Genomic DNA, 22,162 nt, shown 5'->3' on the forward strand with positions numbered 1-22,162 from the left:
CCATGGACTTCCCCTTCCGAACATTGATGAGAGTTCGCACTTCCCATCGTGGCACTTCGATGCCGGCTGCCGCTTCGCCGCGGCACATTCGGGACGGGGAAGTCCCTTTCATTCGTTAGGCATCACCCGCAATGCCGCGCGCCGCGAAGTACCTTGCCGCCGTGCTTCTTGGCATTGGCGCGCTCGTCGCAGTTTCCCTTGGTGCGTTCGAGTTCATCGTCATGCGTCCCATGGTGGCCGAAGCGCGTGCTGCGCTCGCTAGCGCATCCCCAGCTGAGCTTCATCCGGTCGATCCAATGCGCCGCATGGTTGAGGTCGCCTACGGCGAGAGCCTATCTGTGCGTGTCGCCGGTTACCTGAGCATGCGGACCCAGACTTCTCGGTCGCGGGAACCCAACATACACCGCGTGTTCATCCAGTTTGTCGCCGGGCGGCTGCTGCCCGTTCATCTCACCCAAGCAGAACTCACGGCACTCCTACTTGCTCTGGCACCTATGGGTGTTGGCGTCCAAGGCTTCGCCGCAGCGTCGCAGGTCTATCTGCGCGTTCCGCTGTCCGACGTCACGCTCGTCCAAGCGGCCACGTTGGCAGCAATCGCGCAGGCCCCCGGGTACTATCTCGCCCGCCCACAGCGTCTCGCCACTAGGTCGCAAGCCCTGCTTGCCAAGGTGCACCAGTGATGCCTAACCCTTCGTTGCACCCGACGTTCAACAGCCGGCTTCGCCGTCTGTTGCCCGCGGGTGAACTCAAACGTTAGGGAAAGTCTGCAAAACCGGCCCGCTGCTTGCATGACCTGAAGCCATGAGCGGCAAGCGCGGAGCGCACATGAAGCAACTCGGCCTGGGCCTGAACCTGTCGACCAAGAAGACGCGCAAGCGCGAGTTCCTGGAAGAGATGGAGCGCGTCGTGCAGTGGACCGCGCTGGCGCAGATCGTCACGCTGTTCGCGCTGGGCAAGCTGTGGATGGCGCGGCGGCGGTTGATGGGAGCACAGGGATGAGCACGGGTGCGAGGATCACGGCGGGCTCGCGAGGCGCATCAGGCGCCTGCCACGCGCTGCAAGCAGACCGCGAAACGTATCGACTCGGCCGCTTCGGCGCATCGAGATCGGCCGATCCGATCAATGCGGGCTGCGGATCATGTTCTGCAGACCTTCCGTAGGGCGCATCGGTGATCTCCATAGACATTGCCGGCCATCGCTTTCAACTCCGCGCTGCGGCGGTCGTTGTGCATGATGGTTTCGTGCTGCTTCATCGCCTGGAAGGTGACGAGTTCTGGGCCCTTCCTGGGGGCCGAGTCGAGCCAGGCGAGGACGCGCAGAGTGCACTCGAGCGTGAAATGCTGGAAGAGATTGACGAGCGCGTCGAATGCGCAGACCTTCTCTACGTCGTGGAGAACTTCTTTGAGCACGCGGCCAAGCCCAATCATGAGATCGGTCTGTACTTTCGTGTTCAACTCGCCCCCATATCCAGACTTCTCGACAAATCGCGCTCTCATGCTGGCGTCGAGGGTGGCAAGCAACTAGAGTTTCGCTGGTTTGCCGCGCAGCGGCTTCACGAGGTCGATGTGCGGCCTTCGTTCCTGCGTGACTCGCTGTCTCGGCCCATTCTTGGCTTCCAACACATCGTGCAGCGTGGGTAAGAATGCGCTCCAACTTTTTTCATCGAGCGGGCGCCTTCAAGCATGCTTCGCACGCATCCAGCCACCGCTCATGTCGAACATTGATCCGCACAAGCAATCCCTTGGCGACGCTCTTGAAGCCGCCATCTAGCCCTCAGGAGACAGGCGCATGTTCACCCACGTGATGGTCGGCACGAATGACATCGACCGCTCCAAGCGCTTCTATGACGCCGTGCTCGCCGTCCTCGGATCAGGCGAGCCGTTCCGCAACCAGAATGCCACCGGCCAACGGCGCCTGTTCTATCGGCACGAAGGCAGTGCGTTCTGTGTGAGCGAACCCATCAACGGCGAAGCGGCGACCATTGCCAACGGCGGCACCATCGGATTCAAGTGCAGCTCTGCCGAGCAGGTCCAGCGGTTTCATGACACCGCGATCGCGCATGGCGGCACTTCGATCGAGCAGCCGCCCGGTCTGCGCGAGGACAAGATGGGTGTCATGTATCTCGCGTACGTGCGAGACCCGGACGGCAACAAGCTTTGCGCGCTCCACAGGCCGAAGTAGTTTTTCAGGTGGCGGCTGCCCGTACGCCACAGTCACGCCATTCGTACTCGGGCACAGCGGGCACCACGCAGTGCGGCCTCACCCTTCGATTGTCCGCCTCTCAGCTCAAATGTTGAGCATCTCAATCTCGTTCTCCATCACCAACAACAGGAGAGTTAATTGAAGCAGTACTGTGCGGAGTTTCTTGGCACGTTTTGGCTCGTTCTCGGCGGCTGCGGCAGCGCGGTGCTCGCGGCCGCCTTCCCCAACGTGGGCATTGGTCTGCTCGGCGTTTCGCTTGCCTTTGGCTTGACCGTGCTGACCATGGCGTTTGCCATCGGCCATATCTCTGGCTGCCATCTGAATCCGGCTGTCTCCGTCGGCCTTTGGGCAGGTGGGCGCTTCCCTGCCAGCAAGCTGCTTCCGTACATCGTGGCTCAGGTGCTCGGCGCGATCGTCGCGGCCGGGGTGCTGTACATCATTGCCAGCGGCGCACCGGGCTTTGATGTCTCCAAGGGCTTCGCATCAAATGGCTACGGTGCCCACTCGCCGGGCGGCTACTCGCTGCTGGCCGCACTGGTCAGCGAGGTGGTCATGACCATGTTCTTCCTCCTGGTCATTCTCGGGGCGACTGACAAGCGTGCGCCGGCTGGCTTTGCGCCCATCGCCATTGGGCTCGCGTTGACCTTGATCCACCTCATCAGCATTCCGGTGACGAACACTTCCGTCAATCCCGCGCGGAGCACGGGCGTCGCGCTCTTCGTCGGAGACTGGGCCGTTGCTCAGCTTTGGCTTTTCTGGGTCGCGCCGATCGTCGGAGCGTTGCTGGGGGCCGGTGCCTATCGCTTGATCGCAAGCGAGGAAAACTGACGACGCCCGAGGTCAGCGGTTTCACCGTGTGCGCCTGGGGTGGCACATGAGGCTCAAGCCTTCCATTGCGCCGACATGTCCCGGCAGGCCGGGTCATGTCGGCCCTGTCGGACCACGTTCTGCCCTTCGGTCACCAGCCCCCAGCCAGTGGCACCGTTCATTTCGGCGGCAGTTCCTTGCCACATCGCCGCGAACTGCTGGCGCGCTTGGCTGACGTCTATGTCGTGGTCGAGGGGTCCCCAGGGCGCTGCAGAAGAGGCGGCCATTGCGTCTGCCCGCAGAGCACGCATCGTTCCTGTCGACTGCCTCGGGGGCGTTGGTCCGCGGGCTTCACTCCCGAACCCGCCCAAGCCGGGGCGTCTGCGGCGCTGTGGCAAGACCTCGGCTCGCTCGGGGCCGAGCCGGCCAAGCTTGCCCGCTCGGTGTTGGCATGGGGGCGTGGCGCCTGGCTTTTTCATTCCAGCGGCCGCTGAACTCATTTGTCAGGCCGCAGGATCAACGCCGTGCATTCCTGCGCATCGGCCACAAGGTTGCAGCGCCACAGGGAGTTGCCGCTCATCTGTATCGGCAACAGAATCGGTTCGCCAAGTACGAGGACTCTGGAGGGGACATGCGTGACATCGTTGCTGGGTTGGTGCTGATCGGCATCGGCCTCGCTCTTGGAGGCTCGATCTTCCGAGGGGATTTCGGCCTCACAAGCATCTTCTTCGACGGCCTCGGCCTCTTCTGGATCGGCAAGGGTGCCCTTGGCATCTACCGGTCCAAGGCGCAATAGCGGGCTCTTCGCGGCCCGTCCGTTGATTGCAGTGCCGCAGCTCGCCCACGGCGTCGCGGCCTCCTGGTTCGGCAACGTGCCCATCGATCCGGACATCCTGGCGTCCTTCGCGCGCGATTACGCGAAGAACATGACCAGCATTCGCGGCCGGCGGGTGCAACGGCTCCTGAAGCGCGAGTTCGCCGGCGCCGAGCATGTGCTGCTCGCGCAACTCGGCTCATGGCCCTCGAGATGCATTTCGATCTTCTCAAGGACTCCTTGCCGGTGCTGCGCATCAACGCCACGCCGCTTGCTGCCTTGCGCGCGCAGCTTCGTCTGGCTCTGCCGGCGGACACCATTCCTCAAGCCGCTCGCACCTCGGCAGAAAAGGTGCTGCAGGCTCTGGCAACCGCAAACGAATCCTGAGGGAGGACTCGCACCATGCCTTTCGCCGGCCTTGGCCTGCACATCCTGCTGGCCCTGTTTTGCGCCGTTCACGTGGTTCGAACGGGGCAGCAGCTCTATTGGCTGTTCATTCTTTTCGCGTTTCCGCTGCTCGGCAGCCTGGTCTATTTTCTGGCGGTCTATTTGCCGAACTCGCGCCTGGAACGAGGCGCCATCAAGGCCGTTTCGGCCGCGGCGAAGGCGCTCGATCCGGGCAAGGAGGTCCGCATTGCCCGAGCGAACTTCGACGAAACGCCGACGGCGCAGAACCAGATGAGGCTGGCCGCCGCCTTGCTGGAGGCCGGCGAGCCGCAGGAAGCCGCCACGTTGTACGAGGGCGCGCTGAAGGGCCCGTTCGCCTCCGACCCCGACCTGCGCTTTGGCGCGGCGCGCGCCTTTGTCGAGTGTCAGCGCTACCAGGAGGCGCTGGGCCATCTCGAAGAGCTGCGCCGTACGCGACCCGACTACCGGCCGGACGGCGTCTCTCTGCTGATCGCCCGTTCGTACGCGGGGACCTCGCGGTCCGCGCAGGCTCGCGAGGAGTTCGAGCGCGCCGTCGAGAAGTTCGGTACGTTCGAGGCACGCGCCGAGTACGCGATCTGGGCGCTGGCCATCGGCGACGCGGCCACCGCGGCGCGACTGCAGACGGAGATCGACAAGATCACGAGCCGATGGAACGCGATGAACCGGCAGCTCAACGATGACGCGTTCCGCCGCCTGAAGGCGGCCCAGGCGCTGGCCAGCCGGCGGGCCTGACGCACTGCGCGACGGCTGGTTCGGGCCGGCAACGAACCGCGGCATCAGCAGCGGTCAAGACGGCGCCGCCACACCGCGATCCACTGCGCGGATCGAGGAGGATGCGCCGATGGAACTCGTGCTGACACTGACGCTGCTGATCGTGGGCCAGGTCGTGCTGATGGGCACGCTCGGCCCGGGCACGCTGGCCGCGACGGCGGTGATGGTCGTCGCGCAGTTGTGGCAGCTCGGCGCGGTGCGTTGTTTCTGGCACCAGGTGCCGCAACGCGCGCGCGAGTCGATCACCGCATGGCGCTGGCGCCGCGAGCTGCTGTGGGCCTCGATCGCCTGCGTGCTGGCCTCGGCCGTCACGCTGGGCTTGCGGCAGTTGCTGCCCGAGGATGCGGATGGCATGCGCTGGGTGCGCAGCATCCTGGCCCATCCGCTCGGCTGGGTGGGCATCGCCGTGCTTGCACCGCTGGTGGAAGAGGTCGTCTTTCGCGCGCTGATCTTCGAGGCGTGGCCGCAGGCCTGGCCGCGCTGGGTGCCGGCGCTGCTCACCTCGGGCCTGTTCGCCCTGGCCCATCTCAACGCGATCACCGCACCGCTGCTGTTCGCGCTGGCGCTGGCCTGGCAGTCGGCCTATGTGCGCACGCGCTCGATCGTGCCGGGGCTGGTCGGCCACATGGCACTGAACGCCGCGTCGTGCCTGGCCCTCGCGGCCGCCGCATAGGCGCCCTGACGCACCGCATGCCCCCGGGCCGATGCGGGTCGCTTCGTTGCTAATGCGAATTATTCGCATTAGAGTGGCCGCTCCCTGATCCCCTGCCGGCGCCGCGCTGCCGCGACCGCCCGTGCCGACGAGGAGCCGCCCGATGTGCCCACCGGTCTCGAACCCGCCTGCTCACGAACCCCATCTCGGCATCACCGTGCTCGACGCCGGCCCGACCGCACCGCCCCAGGGCTCACGCCGCCGCCGTCTTTGGGAGCTCGACGGCCACGCCCACTGCCCGGTGATCGGCGTGTGCCTGCCGATGGCGGCGCTGCGCCGGCTCGTCGACAAGGCCGTGGGCCCGCAGACCTTTGCCGACGACTACGAGCTGCATTGCGTCGTCGTCACCGAGTCCAAGCGCCGCACGCGCATCGCCGAGGTGGTGCAGCGCGAGCTCGACCGCCGCTACGCCATCGCCTTGCGCCATGCGGCCGCGCTGAAGACGACCGAGCAGCTGGCGCAGTGGTGGGCCGACGCGCGCTCCGGCACCGAGGTGGCCGGCGCGCTGTGGGCCGTGCTGACGCATGCGCGCTGCACGCCGGCGCTGGCGCACGCCGCGCTGGGCGACATGCACATGCTGCAGCACCAGGTCGGCATGGCCACGCGTGCCGATCTCGAGCGGCTCGAGTCGCTGATCGACGAGAACGCCGTGCTGGCGCGCGAGCTGGGCGCGGCGCAGCGGCGCTCGCAAGGCCAGGCGCAGGGGCACGCGCGCCAGCTCGATGTTCTGCAGACCCAGCTGGTGCGCCTGCGCGCCGAGCTGCTGCTGCGCGACACCGCGCTGGCGCAGCAGCAGGAGCTGAACCAGGCGCTCGAGCAGGCCGCGCCGCAGCTGCGCACGCGCTTCGAGCTCGCGCGCGAGGCGCGCCAGCAGGCCGAGCAGATCCGCGACCTGCAGCGCGCGTTGCTCGCCGCGCAGCAGGAGGCCGAGCGCCAGCGTCGGCGCGCCGACGAGGCGATCGCCGAGCGCGAGGCGCTGCGGCGTTCAGCGCTCGAGCCCGAAGCCGATGCCGAGCCGGCCATGCCGGCCCTGGCCGACCGCGCCGTGCTCTGCGTGGGCGGACGCGCCGCGATCGTGCCGGTCTACCGCCGCCTGGTCGAGCACAGCGGCGCGCGCTTCATGCACCACGACGGCGGCGAGGAAGACGCGATCGCGCGGCTCGACGCCACGCTGGCCGCGGCCGACCTCGTGATCTGCCAGACCGGCTGCATCAGCCACGACGCCTACTGGCGCGTGAAAGACCACTGCAAGCGCACCGGCAAGCGCTGCGTCTTCGTCGACACGCCCAGCCGCGCGGCGCTGGAGCGCGCGCTCGGCGAGGTCAGCGCGACGGCGCCGTGACGGTGTTCACTTCTCAGGTCTCACGTGAACGCGGCGCATGGAGATACATTGAGAACTCCATCGAGGAGAACACCATGCCCAAGGGCGAACAGCGCAGCAACAAGATGGTCAAGAAACCGAAGAAGGACACCAGCCCGCCGAAGGAGTCGTCGTCCGTCTCAACGCGACCGATTGCTCCGGTCACGGCGGTGCTTCCCAAGGGCAAGCTGAAGAACAAGGCGTCGTAACGCCCTCGTCGCGTTCGGACTGCGATCCAACGAACGCGTCAGCGCGCCGTCGACACCATGGCGCTCGCGCCGCGCACTTCGAACGCCACCTTCTGCAGCACGCGCCCGCGCAGGTCGAGCAGCTGGAGTTCGTGCCGACCCGGCCACGGCGCCCAGTCGATCTGCGCGCCCTGCCCCAGCCGCCTGCCGTCGAGCACCCAGGTGCCCGCCTGGCCCTCGAAGCGCATGCGCTGCGCCGCCGGCGGGATGTCGGGGTCGAGCGCGAACAGGCTGCCGTCGCGCGGGCTGGTGATGCCGAAGCGCTGGGTCGCGCCGGCCATCTGCGCGCTGGCGCGCCAGCGCGGCTGCTCGGTGCCGGCGACGAAGAGCTCGCTGCGCGGCGGCTCGACGCCGTCGTCGAACGCGACCTGCAGCCGCGTCACGCCCGTCGGCAGACGTGGCGCGCGCGACGGCGCAGCCTGGTGCAGGTAGCGCACCAGCGACTGCCACACCGGCGCCGCGCCGCTCACGCCGCTGACGCCGTGCATCGGCTCGCCGCTCGCGTTGCCGACCCACACGCCGATCGTGTAGCGGTCGGTGAAGCCGAGGCACCAGTTGTCGCGCAGGTCCTTGCTGGTGCCCGTCTTCACCGCCGCGAAGCCGCGCGTCGCGAGCGCGCTGTCGAGGCCGAAGGTGCGCACGCGCGCGTTGTTGTCGGCCAGGATGTCGGTCACGAGCGACACGGCGGCGGCGTCGGCCACGCGGCGCGGCGGCACCGGCCTGGCGATGCGAACCAGCGACGGCGCCGAGACCACGCCGCCGTTGGCCAACGCGCGATAGGCGTTCGTCAGTGCCAGCAGCGTGACGTCGGCGCTGCCGAGCGCGAGCGAGTCGCCGTACCAGCCGCCGGGCTGCGCGAGCGCGAGGCCCAGCGCGTTCAGGCGCTCGGCGATGGCATCGGGCCCCAGCATCGCGCCGACGCGCACCGCCGGCACGTTGAGGCTGGCGCCGAGCGCGGTGCGCGCGCTGATCCAGCCCTTGTGGTCACGGTCGTAGTTCTGCGGCAGGTACAGGCCGCTGGCGGTCTGCAGCTGCGCGGGCGAGTCGTCGAGCAGGCTGGCCGGCGCGATCAGCCGGCGCTCGAAGGCCAGCTCGTAGACAAAGGGCTTGAGCGTCGAGCCGGGCTGGCGGCGCGCGAGCACGCCGTCGACCTCGGCCGCGTCCGACAGCGATCCGCTGGAGCCGACCCACGCCAGCGCCTCGCCGCTCGCGTTGTCGAGCACGACGATCGCGCCGTCCTCGACGTTGCGCCCCGTCAGCTCGCCGAGCTGGCGGCGCAGCGTCGTCACCGCAAAGCGCTGCAGGCGCGCGTCGAGCGTGGACGCCAGCCGCCGCGCCCCCGGCTTGGCCTGCGCCAGCACCTGGCGCGCCGCATGCGGCGCGAGCTGCTCGCCCAGCGGCATGCCGCCGCGGCGCGCGAGCGCGCTCTCGGCCAGCGCGCCCACCGCGTTGCATTGCAGCTTCTGCAGCTTCAGCACGCCGCAGGCGCGCTGCGCCACCGTGCCCGGCGCGGCATTGGGGCCGCGCACCAGCGCCGCGGCGATGGCCGCTTCGTCGGCGTCGAGTCCGCTCGGATGCTTGCCGAACAGCGTCTGCGACAGCGCGTCGATGCCGACGATCTCGCCGCGATACGGCACGAGGTTGAGGTAGGCCTCGAGCACCTCGCTCTTGCGCCAGCGCGCGTTGAGCTGCGTCGCCACGGCCGCCTGGCCGAGCTTCTGCGCGAGGCTGCGGCCACCGGCCGGACGCGCGAGATCGTCGTCGATCAGGCCGGCGAGCTGCATCGTCAGCGTCGAGGCGCCGCGTGTGCGCGCGTTGAAGGCATTGGCCCAGGCGCTGCGCGCGATCGCGGCCCAGTCGACGCCGCTGTGCTCCCAGAACGCGCGGTCCTCGCTCAGCACGATGGCCTGCAGCAGCGCGGGCGACATCTGGTCGATCGGCACCCATGCGAGACGCCGCACCGACTTGTCGACGCGCAGCGTCTGCAGCGGCTCGCCGCGGCGGTCGAGCAAGGTCGCGTCCGACGGCTGCCACGCGGCCTTGACCTCGTCGAAGCGCGGCAGCGCGTGGGCTTGCAGCGCCGCGCCGAGCGCCACACTGAAAACACCCGCGAGCAGCGCCTTCTTCAAGCTCACGGCTGCACCTCGAGCGCCGCGTTCGGCAACTCGCCGAAGGCCTCCGGCGCGTACATTGCCTCGACGCGCGTCGGCGGCAGCGCAAAGCGGCCCGGGTTGTTGAGCCGCACGCTGTACTCGATGACGTGCTTGCCGCGCGGCAGGTAGTCGTAGTAGCTGCGGAAAGCCTCGAAGCCGCGTTCCTCGAAGGCCGGCCACGACCAGCCCTCGCGCTTCTCGCCGCGTGTCGCGATCTCGCTGTCGCGGCCGAGCCCCGAGCCGAGCAGCGTCGCGCCCGCGGGCACCGGATCGCTGACCACGACCCAGGTCATGTCCGACTGCGCCTCGACCTCGATGCGCACGCGCGCGATGTCGCCGCGCGACCAGCGGCCAGCCACCTTCTGCTCGACGGGCGTGACCGTGCGCACGATGTCGTAGCCGGCGCGGATCGGCGCGGCGAGCGGCACCGCGGCCAGGCTTTGCACCGTGAGCCAGGGCTTGCCGCTGCCGGCGTGCTGGACCGCGAGCTGCCCTTCCTTGGCCGGCCACGGCAGCGCGAGCCGGCCGCCGTCCGCGTTGGCGCCGGCCCAGTCGAACGCGCGCTGCGCGCCGGCGAGCTGCGCGCTCGTGCGGCCGGCGACCGGCTGCGACTCGAACCGGGCCGAGAACTTGTCGAGCGCGAGCGAGCCCCAGACGTTGGCCGTGGTCGTGAGCCAGTGGCCGTAGCGCTGGCGGCCGAGGCTGCCGATCACCAGGCGCGGCAGTTCCTCTTTCCACGCGGCGTCGTCGAGCACCGCGAGGATCAGGCGCGCGGCGTTGGCGTCGGCGCTGTCCATCAGCCACCACCAGAAGTCCTCCTGCTCGGTCGAGAAGCGCAGCGTCGTGCCCGACCAGGTCAGGCGCGAACGCAGCAGCTGCTGCGCCTCGTCGAGGCGCTTGGCGCGATCGGGCACGCCGTCGACGCGGCGCAGGATCGTGAGCCAGTCGATCAGCGCGGCGGTCGGCCACAGGTTGGGCGCGAGGTTGATCGAGCCGAGCTGCCTGGCACTGGCGCGGCCGTGGCGCGACAACGCCGCGAGCGCGGCGAGCTTGCGCACGTCGAGGTCGATGCCCTTGGCCGACTGCGGCGACCAGAAGTCGCGCTTGATGCGGCCTTCGACAAAGAGCGTCAGGCCGGCCAGCATCTCGTCGCGGGCGGCGGTGGGCAGCTCGAAGCCGGCCTCGTCGGCGGCGGCGATCAGGTAGGCGGTGAGGCGGTCGCTGCCGCGCGGCGCGTCTTCGGGCCGCGGCGGAAAGTAGTTGGCCAGGCCGTCGCGGTCGAGGTAGGTCGGCAGCACGTTGGCGACCGCGGTCCACAGCTTGGGGTCGCGCAAGCCGACGGCCTTGGAGAACTTCTGCTCGAGGCAGATGAAGGGATAGGTCTCGAAGAAGCGCCGCACCCCCGGCAGCGCGCCGGTGAGCTTGGGCTGCAGGCCGAGCGTGATGCTGCCGCGCGGGATACCCGCCTCGGACAAGGCATCGGCCGGCGGTGCGACGGCAAGGCTGTAGGCGCCGTCGAGCTGCGCGAGCGTCGCCTGCATCACGCGCAGCGGCACCGCGGGCACGACGAGCTGCGTCACCTTGAGCCGGTCCTTCGCGGCGCCGCCGACCTCGTCGACCGCGGCCTCCCAGGTCACGCTGTCGGCGCCGGTCGGCGCGGTCACCTCCCACGCGATCTCCTTCGTCGCGCCGGCGGCGAGCACATGCTCCTGCGCCGTCAGCGCGATCGGCGCGCGCTGCACCTCCGGCCCGCTGCGCGCGGTGCCGGAAAGCGTTGCCTTCACCTTCATCTCGCGCGCGGTGGTGTTGCGCAGCGTCAGCAGGGCCTGGAAGCGGTCGCCCTCGCGCACCAGTGGCGGCAGGCCCGACAGCGCCTGCAGGTCCTGCGTGACGCGGATGCTGGTGCTGCCGCTGCCGAAGGTCTGCACGCCGGCATCGGCCACCGCCACGAGCTTGAAGCTGGTCAGCGAGTCGTTGAGCGGCACCTCGACGATCGCCTCGCCGTTGGCGTCGAGCGTGACGGCGGGCTTCCACACCAGGAGCGTGTCGAACAGCTCGCGCGTCTGGCCGCGCCCGCCTCCGCCGCCGGCCGCGACCGCCTTGCGGCCGTAGTGGCGCCGCCCGACGATCTCGCCTTGCGCGGTGCTGGTCTCCACGCCCCAGGAGCGCTGCTGGATCATCGCGCCCAGCAGGTCCCAGCTGTCGTTGGGCTTGAGCGAGAGCAGGCCCTCGTCGACCGCCGCGAACGCGAACTCGCTACCCGCGAGCGGCTTGCCACCGTGCGTGACCTTGACCTTGGCCTTCGCGGTCTGGCGAATCGCGTAGCTTTCCTTGTCGGCGCTCACGGTGACCTGCAGCTTGTGCGAGGCGATGCCGATGCGGATCGGCGCGACGCCGAGCTTGAACGAGGGCTTGGCGAGGTCGACCATCGCGGTCGGCGCCTGGTATTCGCGGCCCTCGTACCAGAACGCGCGCCACCAGTTGACCGGCTCGCGCCAGCCCCAGCGGAAGAACGAGTACCAGGGCACGTCGCGGATGCGCCCGCGCAGCGCGAGCACGCTGACGTAGACGTTCGGTCCCCAGCTCGCGGCGTCTGGCGCGGGAGGCTTGGGAATGGGCAGCTCGAAGGTCGGGTCGTCGCCGCGCAGCGTGATCACGCGCGTGTCGACGATGCCCTCGCGCTCGACGCTCACCAGCGCGGTCGCCTCGCGGTACGGCATGCGCACCTGGAAGCGCGCCGTCTCGCCGGGCTCGTAGGCCTTCTTCTCGGGCAGCACGTCGATGCGGTCGTCGTTGTCCTGCGCGAACCACAACTCGCCCTGGCGGGTGACCCACACGCTCGAGGCCGCCTCGACCTTGCAGCCCTCGGCGTCGCTGGCGCGCGCGATCAGCTCCACCTGGCCCGGCGTCGACAGCTCGGCCTCGCACAGCACCAGGCCGCGCGCGTCGCTTTGGCCGCTGCACAGCGCGCCGAGGTCCTTGACCTCGCTGCGGTTGTCGTAGGCGTAGAAGCCGCCGACCATGCGTTTGCGCGTGCTGATGTATTGCGTGTGGCGGCCGCGCACCTCGACCTTCTGGCCGGCCATCGGTTTGCCCGTGGTGTCGAGCGCGACGACCTGGAACTTGACCTTGCCGCGCCGGCTCGCCCACGCACCGGTCTTGACGCCCAGCACCACCGCGCTGGGCCACAGCGCGACGCGCGTGCTCGCGGTCTGCACCTCGCCGTTCGGGTCGTTGAAGCTCAGCTCGGCGGTCAGCTCGCTGGCGCGGTCGATCGCCGGCAGGTCCTTGAGCGTGATGCGCGCCGCGCCGTTGCGGTCGGTCTGCACCGCGAGCTTGTCGGCGACCAGCTTGCCGTCGCGCGGCGCGCCGGTGTCGTCGTCGGGCGCTTCGTCGTCGGGCGGCGCGCTGCCGGCGCCGTCCACGCGCCGCGGCGGCTCGAAGCTGAACTCCTCGTAGCCCGGCCAGATGGCGTAGCGCGGCCGCAGCAGCGCCGAGGCGCGCGCCGCGGTCTGCAGCCCGCCGCCCGAGAAGAAGTTGAGCTGCACGTCCAGCGGCAGCTCCTTCGGCGCGATCGCCGCGCCCTTCGGGCCCGCGAGGCGCGCGTCGATCAGCGGCAGGCGGAACTCCTCGATGCGAAAGCTCCCGCTGGGCAGGCGCGTGCGGCGGCGCTCGTCGCCGTCCGGCGTGCGCTCGAGCACGACCTCGTAGACGCCCAGCTTGGCCGCGGGCGGGATGTTCCAGCTCGAGGTCGCGCTGCGCACGCCGTTCCACGCGAGCGGCAGCGCGAACTCCTGGCCCGTGCCCTGGTGGATCACGATCGCCTTGCCCGGCAGGTCGGCCGGCTTCAATGACGCCAGGCCGCCCGAGGTCTCGGTGCGCACGAAGTGCTTCATCGAGACCGTCTCGCCGGCGCGCAGCAGCGTGCGGTCGAACACCGTGTGCGAGCGCAGGTCGAGGTGCGGGCTGCTGTCGGTCGGCACGTTGAAGCGCCAGGACTCGATGCCGCGCTGCCAGCTCGACAGCGTGAACGCGACATCGGTGCGGCCGTCCTTGCCGGTGTGGCGCGCGCTGACGAAGTAGCCCGGCACGTGCGGACAGTCGTTGATCGCATCGAGCACGCGGTCGACGCGGGCGATGCCGTTGGCATCGGTGCGCCCGCTCCACAAGGCCTTGCCGGCGCAGTCGCGCACCGCGACCTCGGCGCCCTCGACGGGCCTGCCGCGGTCGAGCGTGGTGACCCACACCAGGCTGTTCTCGCGGCCGCGCTTGAAGTGCACGCCGAGGTTGGTGACCAGCACGCCGGTGCGCACGTACAGCGGCGCCTTCTTGTCGAGCAGCGACTCGCCCAGGCGCTGCGACTCGATCTCGACCACGTGGTAACCCGGCTCGGCCAGCGGAATACCCACCACCTCGAACGGGCGCGGATCGCCACCGGCAAGCTGCGGCAGGTCGAGGCGCTTCGCCTGCGCATCGCTCTTGAGCAGCGACAGCTCGCGCGTGCCGACGATGCGCTCGCGATCGATCTGGTGCGTGCGTCCGCGCGCATCGACCTGGGTCTCGCGCACTGTCCATTCGCTTTGGGGCAGGCCGGCCTCGCGCGCGCTCATCTGGCGCTCGTGGTAGCGATCGAGCCGCGCGAACCAGGCCAGGATGTCGGCATCGCTCGACAAGGTCTTCACGCGCACCGCGCCTTGCGGTGCGGCGGGGCGCAGGTCGCCTTGAACGTGGCGCAGCGTGACCGGCAGCATGGATTCTTCGCCCCGCTCGACGATGCCGAACGGCGCCGCCGCGAACTTGGCGATCGGCGGCATCGTGCCGGTGGCCACCGTGAGCGGAAAGCTCGCCGCGTTGGCGAGCGCGCGGCCCGACACGTCCTTCAGCCCCGCCGGCAGCACGACGCGAAAGCTCGCGCCTTCGGCCAATGGCACGGGGAAGTTCACCGCCGTGACTTCGTCGTTGCGGTCGTCGGTGGCGAACACCGGCGCGAGCGCCTTGCCGGAGGCCGGCTCCAGTCGCACTGCGGCCGCCTGCTCGCGCGGCACCGGCGCCGAGAAGCGCACGCTCATCGGCCGCACCGGCAGGCAAGGCGCGTCGGCGCGCTCGCGCTCGCAGCTGAACTCGGCCGTGAAGCGCTTGCGCACGCGGTAGTCGAAGCGCTGCTCGACGCTGGTGAGCACCTGGGGGTTCGACGCCGCCGCGATGCCGCGGCCCCAGACCAGGCGCACCGGCGTGTCCTGCGGCAGCGGGCGCTGGCAGGCCAGCACCAGGGACAGTTCGGGCTGCTTCTCGAGCCGGCGCGCCTTCAGCAGTGCGGCGCGTTCGGCCCCGCCGATCACGCGCACCGGGATGCGCTCGCCGATGCCTTCGACCTCGCAGCGCGCGTTGGCCAGCACCGTCGCCTCGACCGCCGCGCCGCTCAGGCGCAGCAGGAAGTACGGCTCCTCCTCGATCTCGCCGCCCCAGGGCTGCACGTTGACGATCGCCGGCCCGCCGGTCTGGAACGCGAACTCGCTGCGGCCGCTCAGCACCCCGGACATCGGCTTCCAGTCGGCACGCGCCTTGACGGTGCAGCGCACGCCGGGCGGCAGCGCGGCGCGGAAGTCCCAGGCCCAGCGGCGGTCGTCGAGCCAGCGGCCGCTGCCGGCCGGCGCCGGACCCTGGCAGCTCACGATCGCCGGATCGGGCAGGCGCAGATCGCCCAGCGGCACCACGCCCTCGGAGAAACTCACGACGACCTGGCGCACCTGCGCGACCTCGCCTTGCGGCGTCACGCCGGCGATCGTCGCGGCGTGCGCGCCGCCGGCCGCGAGCCAGGCCGCCAGGCCCAGCGCCACGCTGGCGCGCATCGGCGCGCCGAACACTTTGAATGCCATCCGGATGCTCCTGCCCTGCGGTGCCGGTGGCCCGGCCCGGCGCGATGATCTCCGAAGCGCGCGCCGCGCGGCGCCCCATCGAGTTGGGGAGAGGCAAGCGCGAAGGGCTCCGTTACATTCCGCCCACACCTCGCCCGCACGAGCCACGACAACAACACCGGGGACAAGGCGCCGATGAAGGTCCTGCTGATCGACGACCATCCGCTGATCCTCTCGGCGCTCAAATCCGTGATCCAGGGCCTCGGCGACGACCTCGAGGTCGTCGGCGTCGGCAGTGCCGCCGAGGCGCGCGCCACGCTGGCGCTCGACCCCGACTACGACCTCGCGCTGCTCGACCTGCAGCTCGGCGACGCCAACGGCTTCGACCTGCTGACCGAGCTGCGCCGCGCCTATCCGGCGCTGCCGGTGGTCATCGTCTCGGCCTCCGACCGTGCGAGCGACGTGATCCGATCGATCGACCTCGGCGCCATGGGCTTCGTGCCCAAGCGCTCGAGCACCGAGATGCTGTTCGAGGCGCTGCGGCTGGTGATGTCCGGCGGCATCTACGTCCCGCCGATGGCGATGGGCCTCGAAAGCGCCGAAGAGGCCGCCGAACAGGACGCGCTGCGCACCGTGACGCACGAAGCCGTGCACAGCGCCTACCAGAGCACGCCCGGCCTCGCGACGCTGGGCCTGACGCCGCGCCAGACCGACGTGCTGGCGCTGCTGCTGCAGGGCAAGCCCAACAAGCTGATCGCGCGCGAGCTCAACCTGTCGGTCGAGACGGTGAAGGACCATGTCGCCGCGGTGCTGCGCGCGCTGGGCGTCAACTCGCGCACGCAGGCCGTGCTCGCCGTCAGCCAGATGACGCAGGGCAACGCGTCGCCGGGCTGGAAGCGCAGCGGGCAGTGACGCCTTCATGAGCCCGCGCGCCACGGCGCTGGCCGTGCCGTCCGAGCCGGCAGCGGTGCTGCCCGACAAGGTCCGCTCGCTGTATGCGCAAACGGGCGTCTCGCTGGCCGGCAACCTGCTCGGCGCCGCGGCGCTGGTCGCGCTGTTCGCGCGCAGCGCGCCGCGCTTCAACCTCGTCGCGTGGTCGCTGCTGTTCCTCGCGGTGTGGGGCGCGCGCCTCTACGGCCGCCTGCGCTACAGCCAGGCCAGAGCGGATGCGAGCACGCACCGCATCGCCAACGCCCAGCACTGGCTGGTGATCTGGAACACCGGCGCGGTGGCCTCGGGCGCGGTCTGGGGCGCCGCGAGCTGGACGCTCTACGAGCACGGCGACGCGTACCAGCGCGCCGCGCTGGTCGTCATCGTCTACACCTACTGCGTGGCCTCGATCACCGTGCTCGCGCCGCAGTTCCGCATCTTCCTGGCCTTCACCAGCCTGTGCCTGCTGCCGCTGATCGCGCGCGTCGCGACGATCGAAAGCGCAACGAGCTGGCAGCTCGCCGCGGTGCTGCTGCTGGGCTACCTGATGAATGCCGCGCTGGCGCGCGCGTACCGGCGCACCTTCCACGGCACGCTGGCGCTGAAGCTGCGCACCGAGCAGCTCGCCGCGCAGCTGGCCGCGGAGAAGGCCACCGCCGATGCCGCGAGGCGCGAGGCCGAAACCGCCAACCGCGCGAAGACCCAGTTCTTCGCCGCCGCCAGCCACGACCTGCGCCAGCCACTGCACGCGATGGGCCTGTTTGCCGAGGCCCTGCGCGCGCGCAGCCGCGGCGACGAGGAAGTGACCCACCTCGTCAACAGCATCTACAGCTCGGTCGACGCGCTCGAGGGGCTGTTCGGCGAGCTGCTCGACATCACCAAGATCGACACCGGCGGCGTCGAGCCGCAGCCGCAGGCCTTTGCGCTGCGCGACCTGTTTGCGCGCCTGCGGCTTCAGTACGAGCCGACCGCGTTCGAGAAGGGCTTGTCGCTGCGCCTGCGCGGCGAGGACCGCGTCGTCTACGCCGACCCGGTGCTGACCGACCGCATCCTGCGCAACCTGCTGGCCAACGCGATCCGCTACACGCGCGAGGGCGGCGTGCTGCTGGCCGCGCGGCGACGCGGCACGCGCGTCGTCGTGCAGGTCTGGGACACCGGCGTGGGCATCGCGGCGGCCGAGCAGTCGCGCGTGTTCGACGAGTTCTACCAGGTTGGCGGCGCGCAGGCGCCGGTGGCCGCGAACGACCGCAAGGGCCTGGGCCTGGGCCTGGCGATCGTCAAGCGCCTGTCGACGCTGATCGACGCCCCGCTGACGCTGCGCTCGCAGCCCGGCCGCGGCACGGTGTTCACGCTGTCGCTGGCGGCCGGCACGCTGCCGCGCCCGATGGCGGCTCCGGCCGCGGGCGCGCGCCCGGCCATCGGCTTGACGCTGGATCGCCGGCGCATCGTCGTCGTCGAGGACGAGCCGGCCGTGCGCGAGGGCCTGGTCGTGCTGCTCAAGGGCTGGGGCGCGAGCATCGAGGCCTTCGACAGCGCCAGCGCCGCGGCGGCCTGGGCGCGCGGCCAGGACACCGCGCCCGACCTGCTGATCCTCGACTACCGCCTCGGCGACGGCACCGGCATCGACGCGCTGCAGGCGCTGCGCGGCGCGTTTGCGCCGACGCACGTGCCCGCCATCCTGGTGACCGGCAGCACGATGACCGGCCACGAGCGCGAGGCGCAGCAGCACGATGTTCACCTGCTGATCAAGCCAGTGGTGCCGCACAAGCTGCGCGCGATGATCGCGTTCAAGCTCGGGCTGCGCTGAAGCCTGCGGCATCGGGATCGGATCGGGTAATGAGGTGCCGCGCCTGGGCGATCGGCTGATCGCCGGCACGGGGGCGCGGCCCTAGCCTGAGGCACACCAGCCCATTGGGTGTCGCCATGCCAGGAACTCCGCTCGCGCACGCCGGCGCGCTCGCCGGCGCACAGCCCTTTCCCTCGCTCGCCACCGACCGCCTGGTGCTGCGCGAGTTCGAGCCCGACGACCGCGAAGCGGTGTACCGCATCTTCTCGAACGAGGCCGTGACCGCCTGGCACAACATCGCGCGCGTGAGCACGCTCGAGGACGCGCGCCAGCTGGTGGCCTGGCGCGCCGAGCAATGGCCCAGCGGGCGCGGCGTGCGCTGGGCCATCGCGCTGCGCGAGCGCCCGCTCGACGCGATCGGCTCCTGCGGCTTCGACTTCCAGCGTCGCCGTCACGGCGCCGTGGAGCTGTCCTACGACCTGGACCCGGGCCATTGGGACCGCGGGTTCGCGCGCGAGGCGCTGGCCGGCGCGATCGGCTGCGCCTTTGCCGGCCGCCTGGGCATGGCGGTCGGGCGCATCGAAGCCCTGACGCAACCGGGCAACCGACGCTCGACGCGCCTGCTCGGCAGCCTGGGCTTTCGCCAGGAAGGCGTGCTGCGACGCTACCGGCACTGGCACGACGAAGCGGTGGACCTGGCCTGCTGGTCGCTGCTGCGCGGCGACTGACATCCGTCGTCGAAGGTCGCACATCGTGCGTGCGAGAATCGTTCTCGATTCGCGGCATGCAGGTCCCGCCGCGCCGCAGACCTTCAGTGACCTATCGATGAGCATCGCGATCGCGATCCATGGCGGCGCCGGCACGCTGGCACGGCAGCAGATGACCAAGGCGCGCGAGCGCGTCGTGCGCGCCGGGCTCGAGACGGCGCTCGATGCCGGCCTGGCCGTGCTGCGCGACGGCGGCAGTGCGCTCGATGCGGTGGTCGCGGCGGTGATTCGGCTCGAGGACGACCCGCTGTTCAACGCCGGCTGCGGCGCGGTCTTCAACGAGGAAGGCGACATCGAGCTCGAAGCGGCGGTGATGGACGGCTACACGCGCGCGGCCGGCTCGGTGATGGGCGTATCGCGCACGCGCAACCCGGTGCGCCTGGCGCGCGCGGTGATGGAAGACACGCCGCACGTGACGCTGGGCTTCGGCGCGGCCGACGCCTTCGCGCAGCGCATCGGCCTGCCGCAGGCGCCGCCCGGCTACTTCCACACCGAGACGCGCTGGAAGGAGCTGCAAGACGAGCTCGAGCGCCGGCGCCGCGAGGCACCGACGCTGACCGACGCGGTCATCGGCCAGGGCCGCGGCACGGTCGGCGCGGTCGCGCGCGACATGAATGGCCGCCTCGCGTCAGCCACCTCCACCGGCGGGCGCAACGGCAAGATGGCCGGGCGCGTCGGCGACAGCGCGGTGATCGGTGCCGGCACCTGGGCCGACGACGCGGTCGCGGTCTCGTGCACCGGTCACGGCGAATGGTTCGTGCGCGGCGGCGTCGCGCACGAGATCTCGGCGCGCATGCGCCTGGCCGGTCAGTCGCTCGAGGACGCCTGTGATTCGGTGGTGCTGGGCCTGCTGCCGCGCATCGGCGGCGAGGACGCCGCCGGCGGCGTGATCGCGGTCGATGCGCGCGGCAACATCGCGATGCCGTTCAACTGCGAAGGCATGTACCGCGCGGCGGTCGACGCCGAGGGCGCGCGCGTCGTCGCGATCTACCGTCCGGCGTGAAGGCGATGCGCGCCACGCACTGGAGATCGCTCCTCGCCGCCGCGGCCCTGCTGTGCGCTGCGCTGCCGCCGGCCGCGGCCAGCGCGCTGGCCTGGATCACCAACCAGGGCAGCCACGATGTCTCGGTGGTCGACCTCGACAGCGAGGCGGTCGTCGCGACGGTGCCGGTCGGCCGCTCGCCGGCCGGCGTCGCGGCGAGCGCGGCCGCGCATCGCGTCTACGTCACCAACCCCGGCTCGAACGAGATCACCGCGATCGACGTCGCGACGCGGCGCGTGGTCGCCACGGCCATCGTGGGCCAGGGCGCGGTCGGCATCGAGGCGGCGCCGGACGGCCGGCGTGTCTACGTCAGCGACTGGTTCGGCGCGCAGCTGATCGCGCTCGATGCCAAGACGCTCAAGCCGCTGTTCACGGTGCCGCTGGGCGCATCGCCGGCCGGCATCGCGGTCTCGCCCGACTCCCGCACGGTCTACGTCGCCGAGCGTGACGACAACCGCATCGCGGTGATCGATGTCGCCCGCAAGCCGCATGCGCGCATCGTCAAGCGCATCCAGGTCGGCGAGCACCCGTTCGGCCTGCTGCTCGACACGAAGCGCCGTCGGCTGTACTCGCTCGACGTCTACGCCGACCGGCTCACGGTGATCGACCTGCGGCAACAGCGCGTGACGGGCACCGTGCCCGTCGGCAAGGCGCCCTACGGCGCGGTGCTCGCCAAGGGCAGCGACGGCCGCGAGCGCCTGTTCGTCACCAACCAGCGCTCCGACACGGTCAGCGTGATCGACGCGCAGAGCCTGCAGACGCTGGCCACCCTGCCCGGCTTCGGTTTTCCCGAAGGCATCGACGCGCGCGGCGACGCGGTCTACGTCGTCAACTGGATGGACGACGAGCTCCAGGTGCTCGACGCCACCACCGGCGAAAAGCGCCGCCGCATCCCGCTGGGCAGCAATCCGCGCGGCTTCGGCGCCTTCATCGGGGAGTAGGGCCCCCACGCTCACTTTCGTTCGCTGCCCCCCCCAAGGGGGCCCTTGCAGCGGACCGGCGCAGCCGGATCCGCGCAAGTCCTTGACGAGGGTTGGGGCGGCTGCGCGCCCTTGCGCTGATTGCCTGGGTTCAATTGCCGGTACGGCGCTTGCACCGCACTGCGCCATGACCGCGGTGAGCGTTCCGGCCGCGGGACAGCCCATGCCAACGAGGAGACACGCAGGACATGCCGTACCAGATTCGTTGCGCCGCACGCCGTGCCGCGCTGGCCATCGCGCTGATGGCCGTCATCACCCCGCTCCACGCCCACGGGCCGACGCGCCAGAAGGTGGTCGAGAAGATCGCGATCGACGCGCCGCCCGCCGCCGTCTGGGCGGCGATCAAGGACTTCGATGCCCTCGCCAAGTGGCACCCCGCGGTTGCAGAGAGCCCGGCCAGCGCCGGCAATGGCGAAGGCTCGGTGCGCACGCTCAAGCTCAAGGGCGGCGGCGGCCTGGTCGAAACGCTGGAACGCTACAACGACACCGGCATGTCGTACTCGTACCGCGCCAAGGACGGCGGCGCACTGCCGGTGACCAACTACACGTCGACGATCACCGTGAGCGCCGGCGAGGCCGGCAAGTCGGTCGTCGAATGGCGCGGCGCCTTCTACCGCGGCTTTCCGAACAACGACCCGCCGCCTGACCAGAACGACGAGGCGGCGGTCAAGGCCGTGACCGGCGTCTACCAGGCCGGCCTGGCGAACCTGAAGCAGCTCGTCGAGAAGCGCTGAGCGCGGGCCGACGAGCTGTTTCCGGCCTGTCCGGGCAGGCCCGTACTCAGTCGACCTTGAAGTCGAACTGCTGCGTCGCGCGGATCTCCCCGCTGCCCGAGACGCAGCGGTACTGCAGCATCGCGGTGCGCACGGCCTGGTGGAAGACCTTGGGGCCCGACAAGATCGTCACCTCCTTGACGACGCCGTTGCTGATCAGCGCCTCGGCCTTGACCACGCCCGAGGTGCCTTCCTGCAGCGCCCGGTTCGGGACGACCGGCTTGACCTGCGTGGGGCAGGCCACGCCGATGTCGGCCCGGGCCGGCGCCGGCGGCGCAGGCGGCACAGGCGCTGCGATCGGCACCTCCTGAACCGGCGGCGGCGCGGGCGAAACCGCCGTGATCGCCGGCGCGATGTCCACCGGCGGCGCGATCTCCGGCGGCGGCACGTAAGGTGGCGGCGGCGCCTCCACCTTCGGCGCATCGGGCTGCTTGATCTGCTTGGGCGGCGGAGGCGGCGGCGGTGGGGGCGGCGGCGGCAGGATCTCCTGCACGATCTTCGCCTCCAGCGGCTTCTTCACGATCTGCAGCGCA

Annotated in this window: 19 protein-coding genes and 1 pseudogene; 16 read left to right on the plus strand and 4 right to left on the minus strand. The window is 70.5% G+C overall.

Annotated features, from left to right (window positions below; genetic code table 11):
• Window positions 1-131 precede the first annotated feature (131 nt).
• The 5 genes and pseudogenes from ACO2TI_RS22825 (at window position 132) to aqpZ (ending at window position 3,030) form a co-directional block, all read left to right on the plus strand.
• The gene (locus ACO2TI_RS22825; protein ID WP_423287811.1) at window positions 132-680 is read left to right on the plus strand and encodes a transglycosylase domain-containing protein; all 549 of its coding nucleotides are present in this window, start codon (window positions 132-134) and stop codon (window positions 678-680) included.
• Window positions 681-825: 145 nt separating this feature from the next.
• Window positions 826-936 (plus strand): annotated as a pseudogene (locus ACO2TI_RS22830) (IS5/IS1182 family transposase); the annotation flags it as partial.
• 233 nt (window positions 937-1,169) lie between these two features.
• Window positions 1,170-1,640, plus strand: a complete 471-nt coding sequence (locus ACO2TI_RS22835) for an NUDIX hydrolase (protein WP_423287813.1) — start codon at window positions 1,170-1,172, stop codon at window positions 1,638-1,640.
• A gap of 148 nt (window positions 1,641-1,788) precedes the next feature.
• The gene (locus tag ACO2TI_RS22840; RefSeq protein ID WP_423287815.1) at window positions 1,789-2,181 is read left to right on the plus strand and encodes a VOC family protein; all 393 of its coding nucleotides are present in this window, start codon (window positions 1,789-1,791) and stop codon (window positions 2,179-2,181) included.
• Between the two features lie 159 nt (window positions 2,182-2,340).
• Entirely contained in the window at window positions 2,341-3,030 is a 690-nt protein-coding gene (gene aqpZ, locus ACO2TI_RS22845; protein ID WP_423287817.1) for an aquaporin Z, read from the plus strand.
• A gap of 475 nt (window positions 3,031-3,505) precedes the next feature.
• On the opposite strand, the gene ACO2TI_RS22850 is transcribed toward aqpZ, so the two are convergent.
• Window positions 3,506-3,901 (minus strand): hypothetical protein, encoded by a 396-nt coding sequence (locus ACO2TI_RS22850; RefSeq protein ID WP_423287819.1) that lies wholly within the window; start codon window positions 3,899-3,901, stop codon window positions 3,506-3,508.
• A 123-nt stretch (window positions 3,902-4,024) separates the two neighbouring features.
• Here ACO2TI_RS22850 and ACO2TI_RS22855 point away from each other — a divergent pair, with 123 nt between their 5' ends.
• The 5 genes from ACO2TI_RS22855 to ACO2TI_RS22875 all read left to right on the plus strand — a co-directional run bounded on the left by ACO2TI_RS22855 (window position 4,025) and on the right by ACO2TI_RS22875 (window position 7,304).
• On the plus strand, window positions 4,025-4,210 hold the full coding sequence (locus tag ACO2TI_RS22855) for a hypothetical protein (RefSeq protein ID WP_423287821.1): 186 nt from the start codon (window positions 4,025-4,027) through the stop codon (window positions 4,208-4,210).
• 15 nt (window positions 4,211-4,225) lie between these two features.
• On the plus strand, window positions 4,226-4,984 hold the full coding sequence (locus tag ACO2TI_RS22860) for a tetratricopeptide repeat protein (protein ID WP_423287823.1): 759 nt from the start codon (window positions 4,226-4,228) through the stop codon (window positions 4,982-4,984).
• Between the two features lie 109 nt (window positions 4,985-5,093).
• Window positions 5,094-5,696 (plus strand): lysostaphin resistance A-like protein, encoded by a 603-nt coding sequence (locus ACO2TI_RS22865; protein WP_423287825.1) that lies wholly within the window; start codon window positions 5,094-5,096, stop codon window positions 5,694-5,696.
• Window positions 5,697-5,838: 142 nt separating this feature from the next.
• Window positions 5,839-7,077 carry a DUF2325 domain-containing protein gene (locus ACO2TI_RS22870; RefSeq protein ID WP_423287827.1) on the plus strand — a complete coding sequence of 413 codons (1,239 nt, stop codon included), beginning with the start codon at window positions 5,839-5,841 and terminating at the stop codon, window positions 7,075-7,077.
• Window positions 7,078-7,151: 74 nt separating this feature from the next.
• Window positions 7,152-7,304 carry a hypothetical protein gene (locus tag ACO2TI_RS22875; RefSeq protein ID WP_423287829.1) on the plus strand — a complete coding sequence of 51 codons (153 nt, stop codon included), beginning with the start codon at window positions 7,152-7,154 and terminating at the stop codon, window positions 7,302-7,304.
• A 38-nt stretch (window positions 7,305-7,342) separates the two neighbouring features.
• On the opposite strand, the gene pbpC is transcribed toward ACO2TI_RS22875, so the two are convergent.
• Both pbpC and ACO2TI_RS22885 read right to left on the minus strand, forming a co-directional pair.
• Window positions 7,343-9,472 (minus strand): penicillin-binding protein 1C, encoded by a 2,130-nt coding sequence (pbpC, locus tag ACO2TI_RS22880; RefSeq protein ID WP_423287845.1) that lies wholly within the window; start codon window positions 9,470-9,472, stop codon window positions 7,343-7,345.
• A 2-nt stretch (window positions 9,473-9,474) separates the two neighbouring features.
• Window positions 9,475-15,372: an alpha-2-macroglobulin family protein gene (locus ACO2TI_RS22885; protein WP_423287831.1), complete on the minus strand. Its 5,898-nt coding sequence runs from the start codon at window positions 15,370-15,372 to the stop codon at window positions 9,475-9,477.
• Window positions 15,373-15,546: 174 nt separating this feature from the next.
• Here ACO2TI_RS22885 and ACO2TI_RS22890 point away from each other — a divergent pair, with 174 nt between their 5' ends.
• From ACO2TI_RS22890 to ACO2TI_RS22915, 6 genes are all read left to right on the plus strand, one after another.
• A complete protein-coding gene (locus ACO2TI_RS22890; protein ID WP_423287833.1) occupies window positions 15,547-16,263 on the plus strand; it encodes a response regulator in 717 nt (238 codons plus the stop codon).
• Window positions 16,264-16,270: 7 nt separating this feature from the next.
• Window positions 16,271-18,088, plus strand: coding sequence for a hybrid sensor histidine kinase/response regulator (locus tag ACO2TI_RS22895; protein ID WP_423287835.1), 1,818 nt, complete (start codon window positions 16,271-16,273; stop codon window positions 18,086-18,088).
• A 116-nt stretch (window positions 18,089-18,204) separates the two neighbouring features.
• On the plus strand, window positions 18,205-18,795 hold the full coding sequence (locus ACO2TI_RS22900) for a GNAT family N-acetyltransferase (RefSeq protein WP_423287837.1): 591 nt from the start codon (window positions 18,205-18,207) through the stop codon (window positions 18,793-18,795).
• A gap of 97 nt (window positions 18,796-18,892) precedes the next feature.
• Entirely contained in the window at window positions 18,893-19,837 is a 945-nt protein-coding gene (locus tag ACO2TI_RS22905) for an isoaspartyl peptidase/L-asparaginase family protein (protein WP_423287839.1), read from the plus strand.
• A 5-nt stretch (window positions 19,838-19,842) separates the two neighbouring features.
• Window positions 19,843-20,817 carry a cytochrome D1 domain-containing protein gene (locus tag ACO2TI_RS22910; RefSeq protein ID WP_423287847.1) on the plus strand — a complete coding sequence of 325 codons (975 nt, stop codon included), beginning with the start codon at window positions 19,843-19,845 and terminating at the stop codon, window positions 20,815-20,817.
• A 227-nt stretch (window positions 20,818-21,044) separates the two neighbouring features.
• On the plus strand, window positions 21,045-21,590 hold the full coding sequence (locus ACO2TI_RS22915; protein WP_423287841.1) for an SRPBCC family protein: 546 nt from the start codon (window positions 21,045-21,047) through the stop codon (window positions 21,588-21,590).
• Window positions 21,591-21,636: 46 nt separating this feature from the next.
• Here the strand turns inward: ACO2TI_RS22915 and ACO2TI_RS22920 are convergent.
• Window positions 21,637-22,162: energy transducer TonB (locus ACO2TI_RS22920; protein ID WP_423287843.1), on the minus strand; the 526-nt coding region annotated here is incomplete at its 5' end.

The sequence above is a fragment of the Caldimonas sp. KR1-144 genome, assembly GCF_049446155.1.
Lineage (GTDB): Bacteria > Pseudomonadota > Gammaproteobacteria > Burkholderiales > Burkholderiaceae_C > Rivibacter.

Bases quoted from the DNA above. Each gene is read 5' to 3' on its own strand.
- ACO2TI_RS22855 (WP_423287821.1), top strand. From the start codon at position 4,025: ATGGCCCTCGAGATGCATTTCGATCTTCTCAAGGACTCCTTGCCGGTG.
- ACO2TI_RS22865 (WP_423287825.1), top strand. From the start codon at position 5,094: ATGGAACTCGTGCTGACACTGACGCTGCTGATCGTGGGCCAGGTCGTG.
- ACO2TI_RS22900 (WP_423287837.1), top strand. From the start codon at position 18,205: ATGCCAGGAACTCCGCTCGCGCACGCCGGCGCGCTCGCCGGCGCACAG.
- ACO2TI_RS22870 (WP_423287827.1), top strand. From the start codon at position 5,839: ATGTGCCCACCGGTCTCGAACCCGCCTGCTCACGAACCCCATCTCGGC.
- ACO2TI_RS22885 (WP_423287831.1), bottom strand. From the start codon at position 15,372: ATGGCATTCAAAGTGTTCGGCGCGCCGATGCGCGCCAGCGTGGCGCTG.
- ACO2TI_RS22850 (WP_423287819.1), bottom strand. From the start codon at position 3,901: ATGTCCGGATCGATGGGCACGTTGCCGAACCAGGAGGCCGCGACGCCG.
- ACO2TI_RS22875 (WP_423287829.1), top strand. From the start codon at position 7,152: ATGCCCAAGGGCGAACAGCGCAGCAACAAGATGGTCAAGAAACCGAAG.
- ACO2TI_RS22840 (WP_423287815.1), top strand. From the start codon at position 1,789: ATGTTCACCCACGTGATGGTCGGCACGAATGACATCGACCGCTCCAAG.
- ACO2TI_RS22910 (WP_423287847.1), top strand. From the start codon at position 19,843: ATGCGCGCCACGCACTGGAGATCGCTCCTCGCCGCCGCGGCCCTGCTG.
- ACO2TI_RS22860 (WP_423287823.1), top strand. From the start codon at position 4,226: ATGCCTTTCGCCGGCCTTGGCCTGCACATCCTGCTGGCCCTGTTTTGC.
- ACO2TI_RS22890 (WP_423287833.1), top strand. From the start codon at position 15,547: ATGAAGGTCCTGCTGATCGACGACCATCCGCTGATCCTCTCGGCGCTC.
- ACO2TI_RS22905 (WP_423287839.1), top strand. From the start codon at position 18,893: ATGAGCATCGCGATCGCGATCCATGGCGGCGCCGGCACGCTGGCACGG.
- ACO2TI_RS22895 (WP_423287835.1), top strand. From the start codon at position 16,271: ATGAGCCCGCGCGCCACGGCGCTGGCCGTGCCGTCCGAGCCGGCAGCG.
- ACO2TI_RS22825 (WP_423287811.1), top strand. From the start codon at position 132: ATGCCGCGCGCCGCGAAGTACCTTGCCGCCGTGCTTCTTGGCATTGGC.
- ACO2TI_RS22915 (WP_423287841.1), top strand. From the start codon at position 21,045: ATGCCGTACCAGATTCGTTGCGCCGCACGCCGTGCCGCGCTGGCCATC.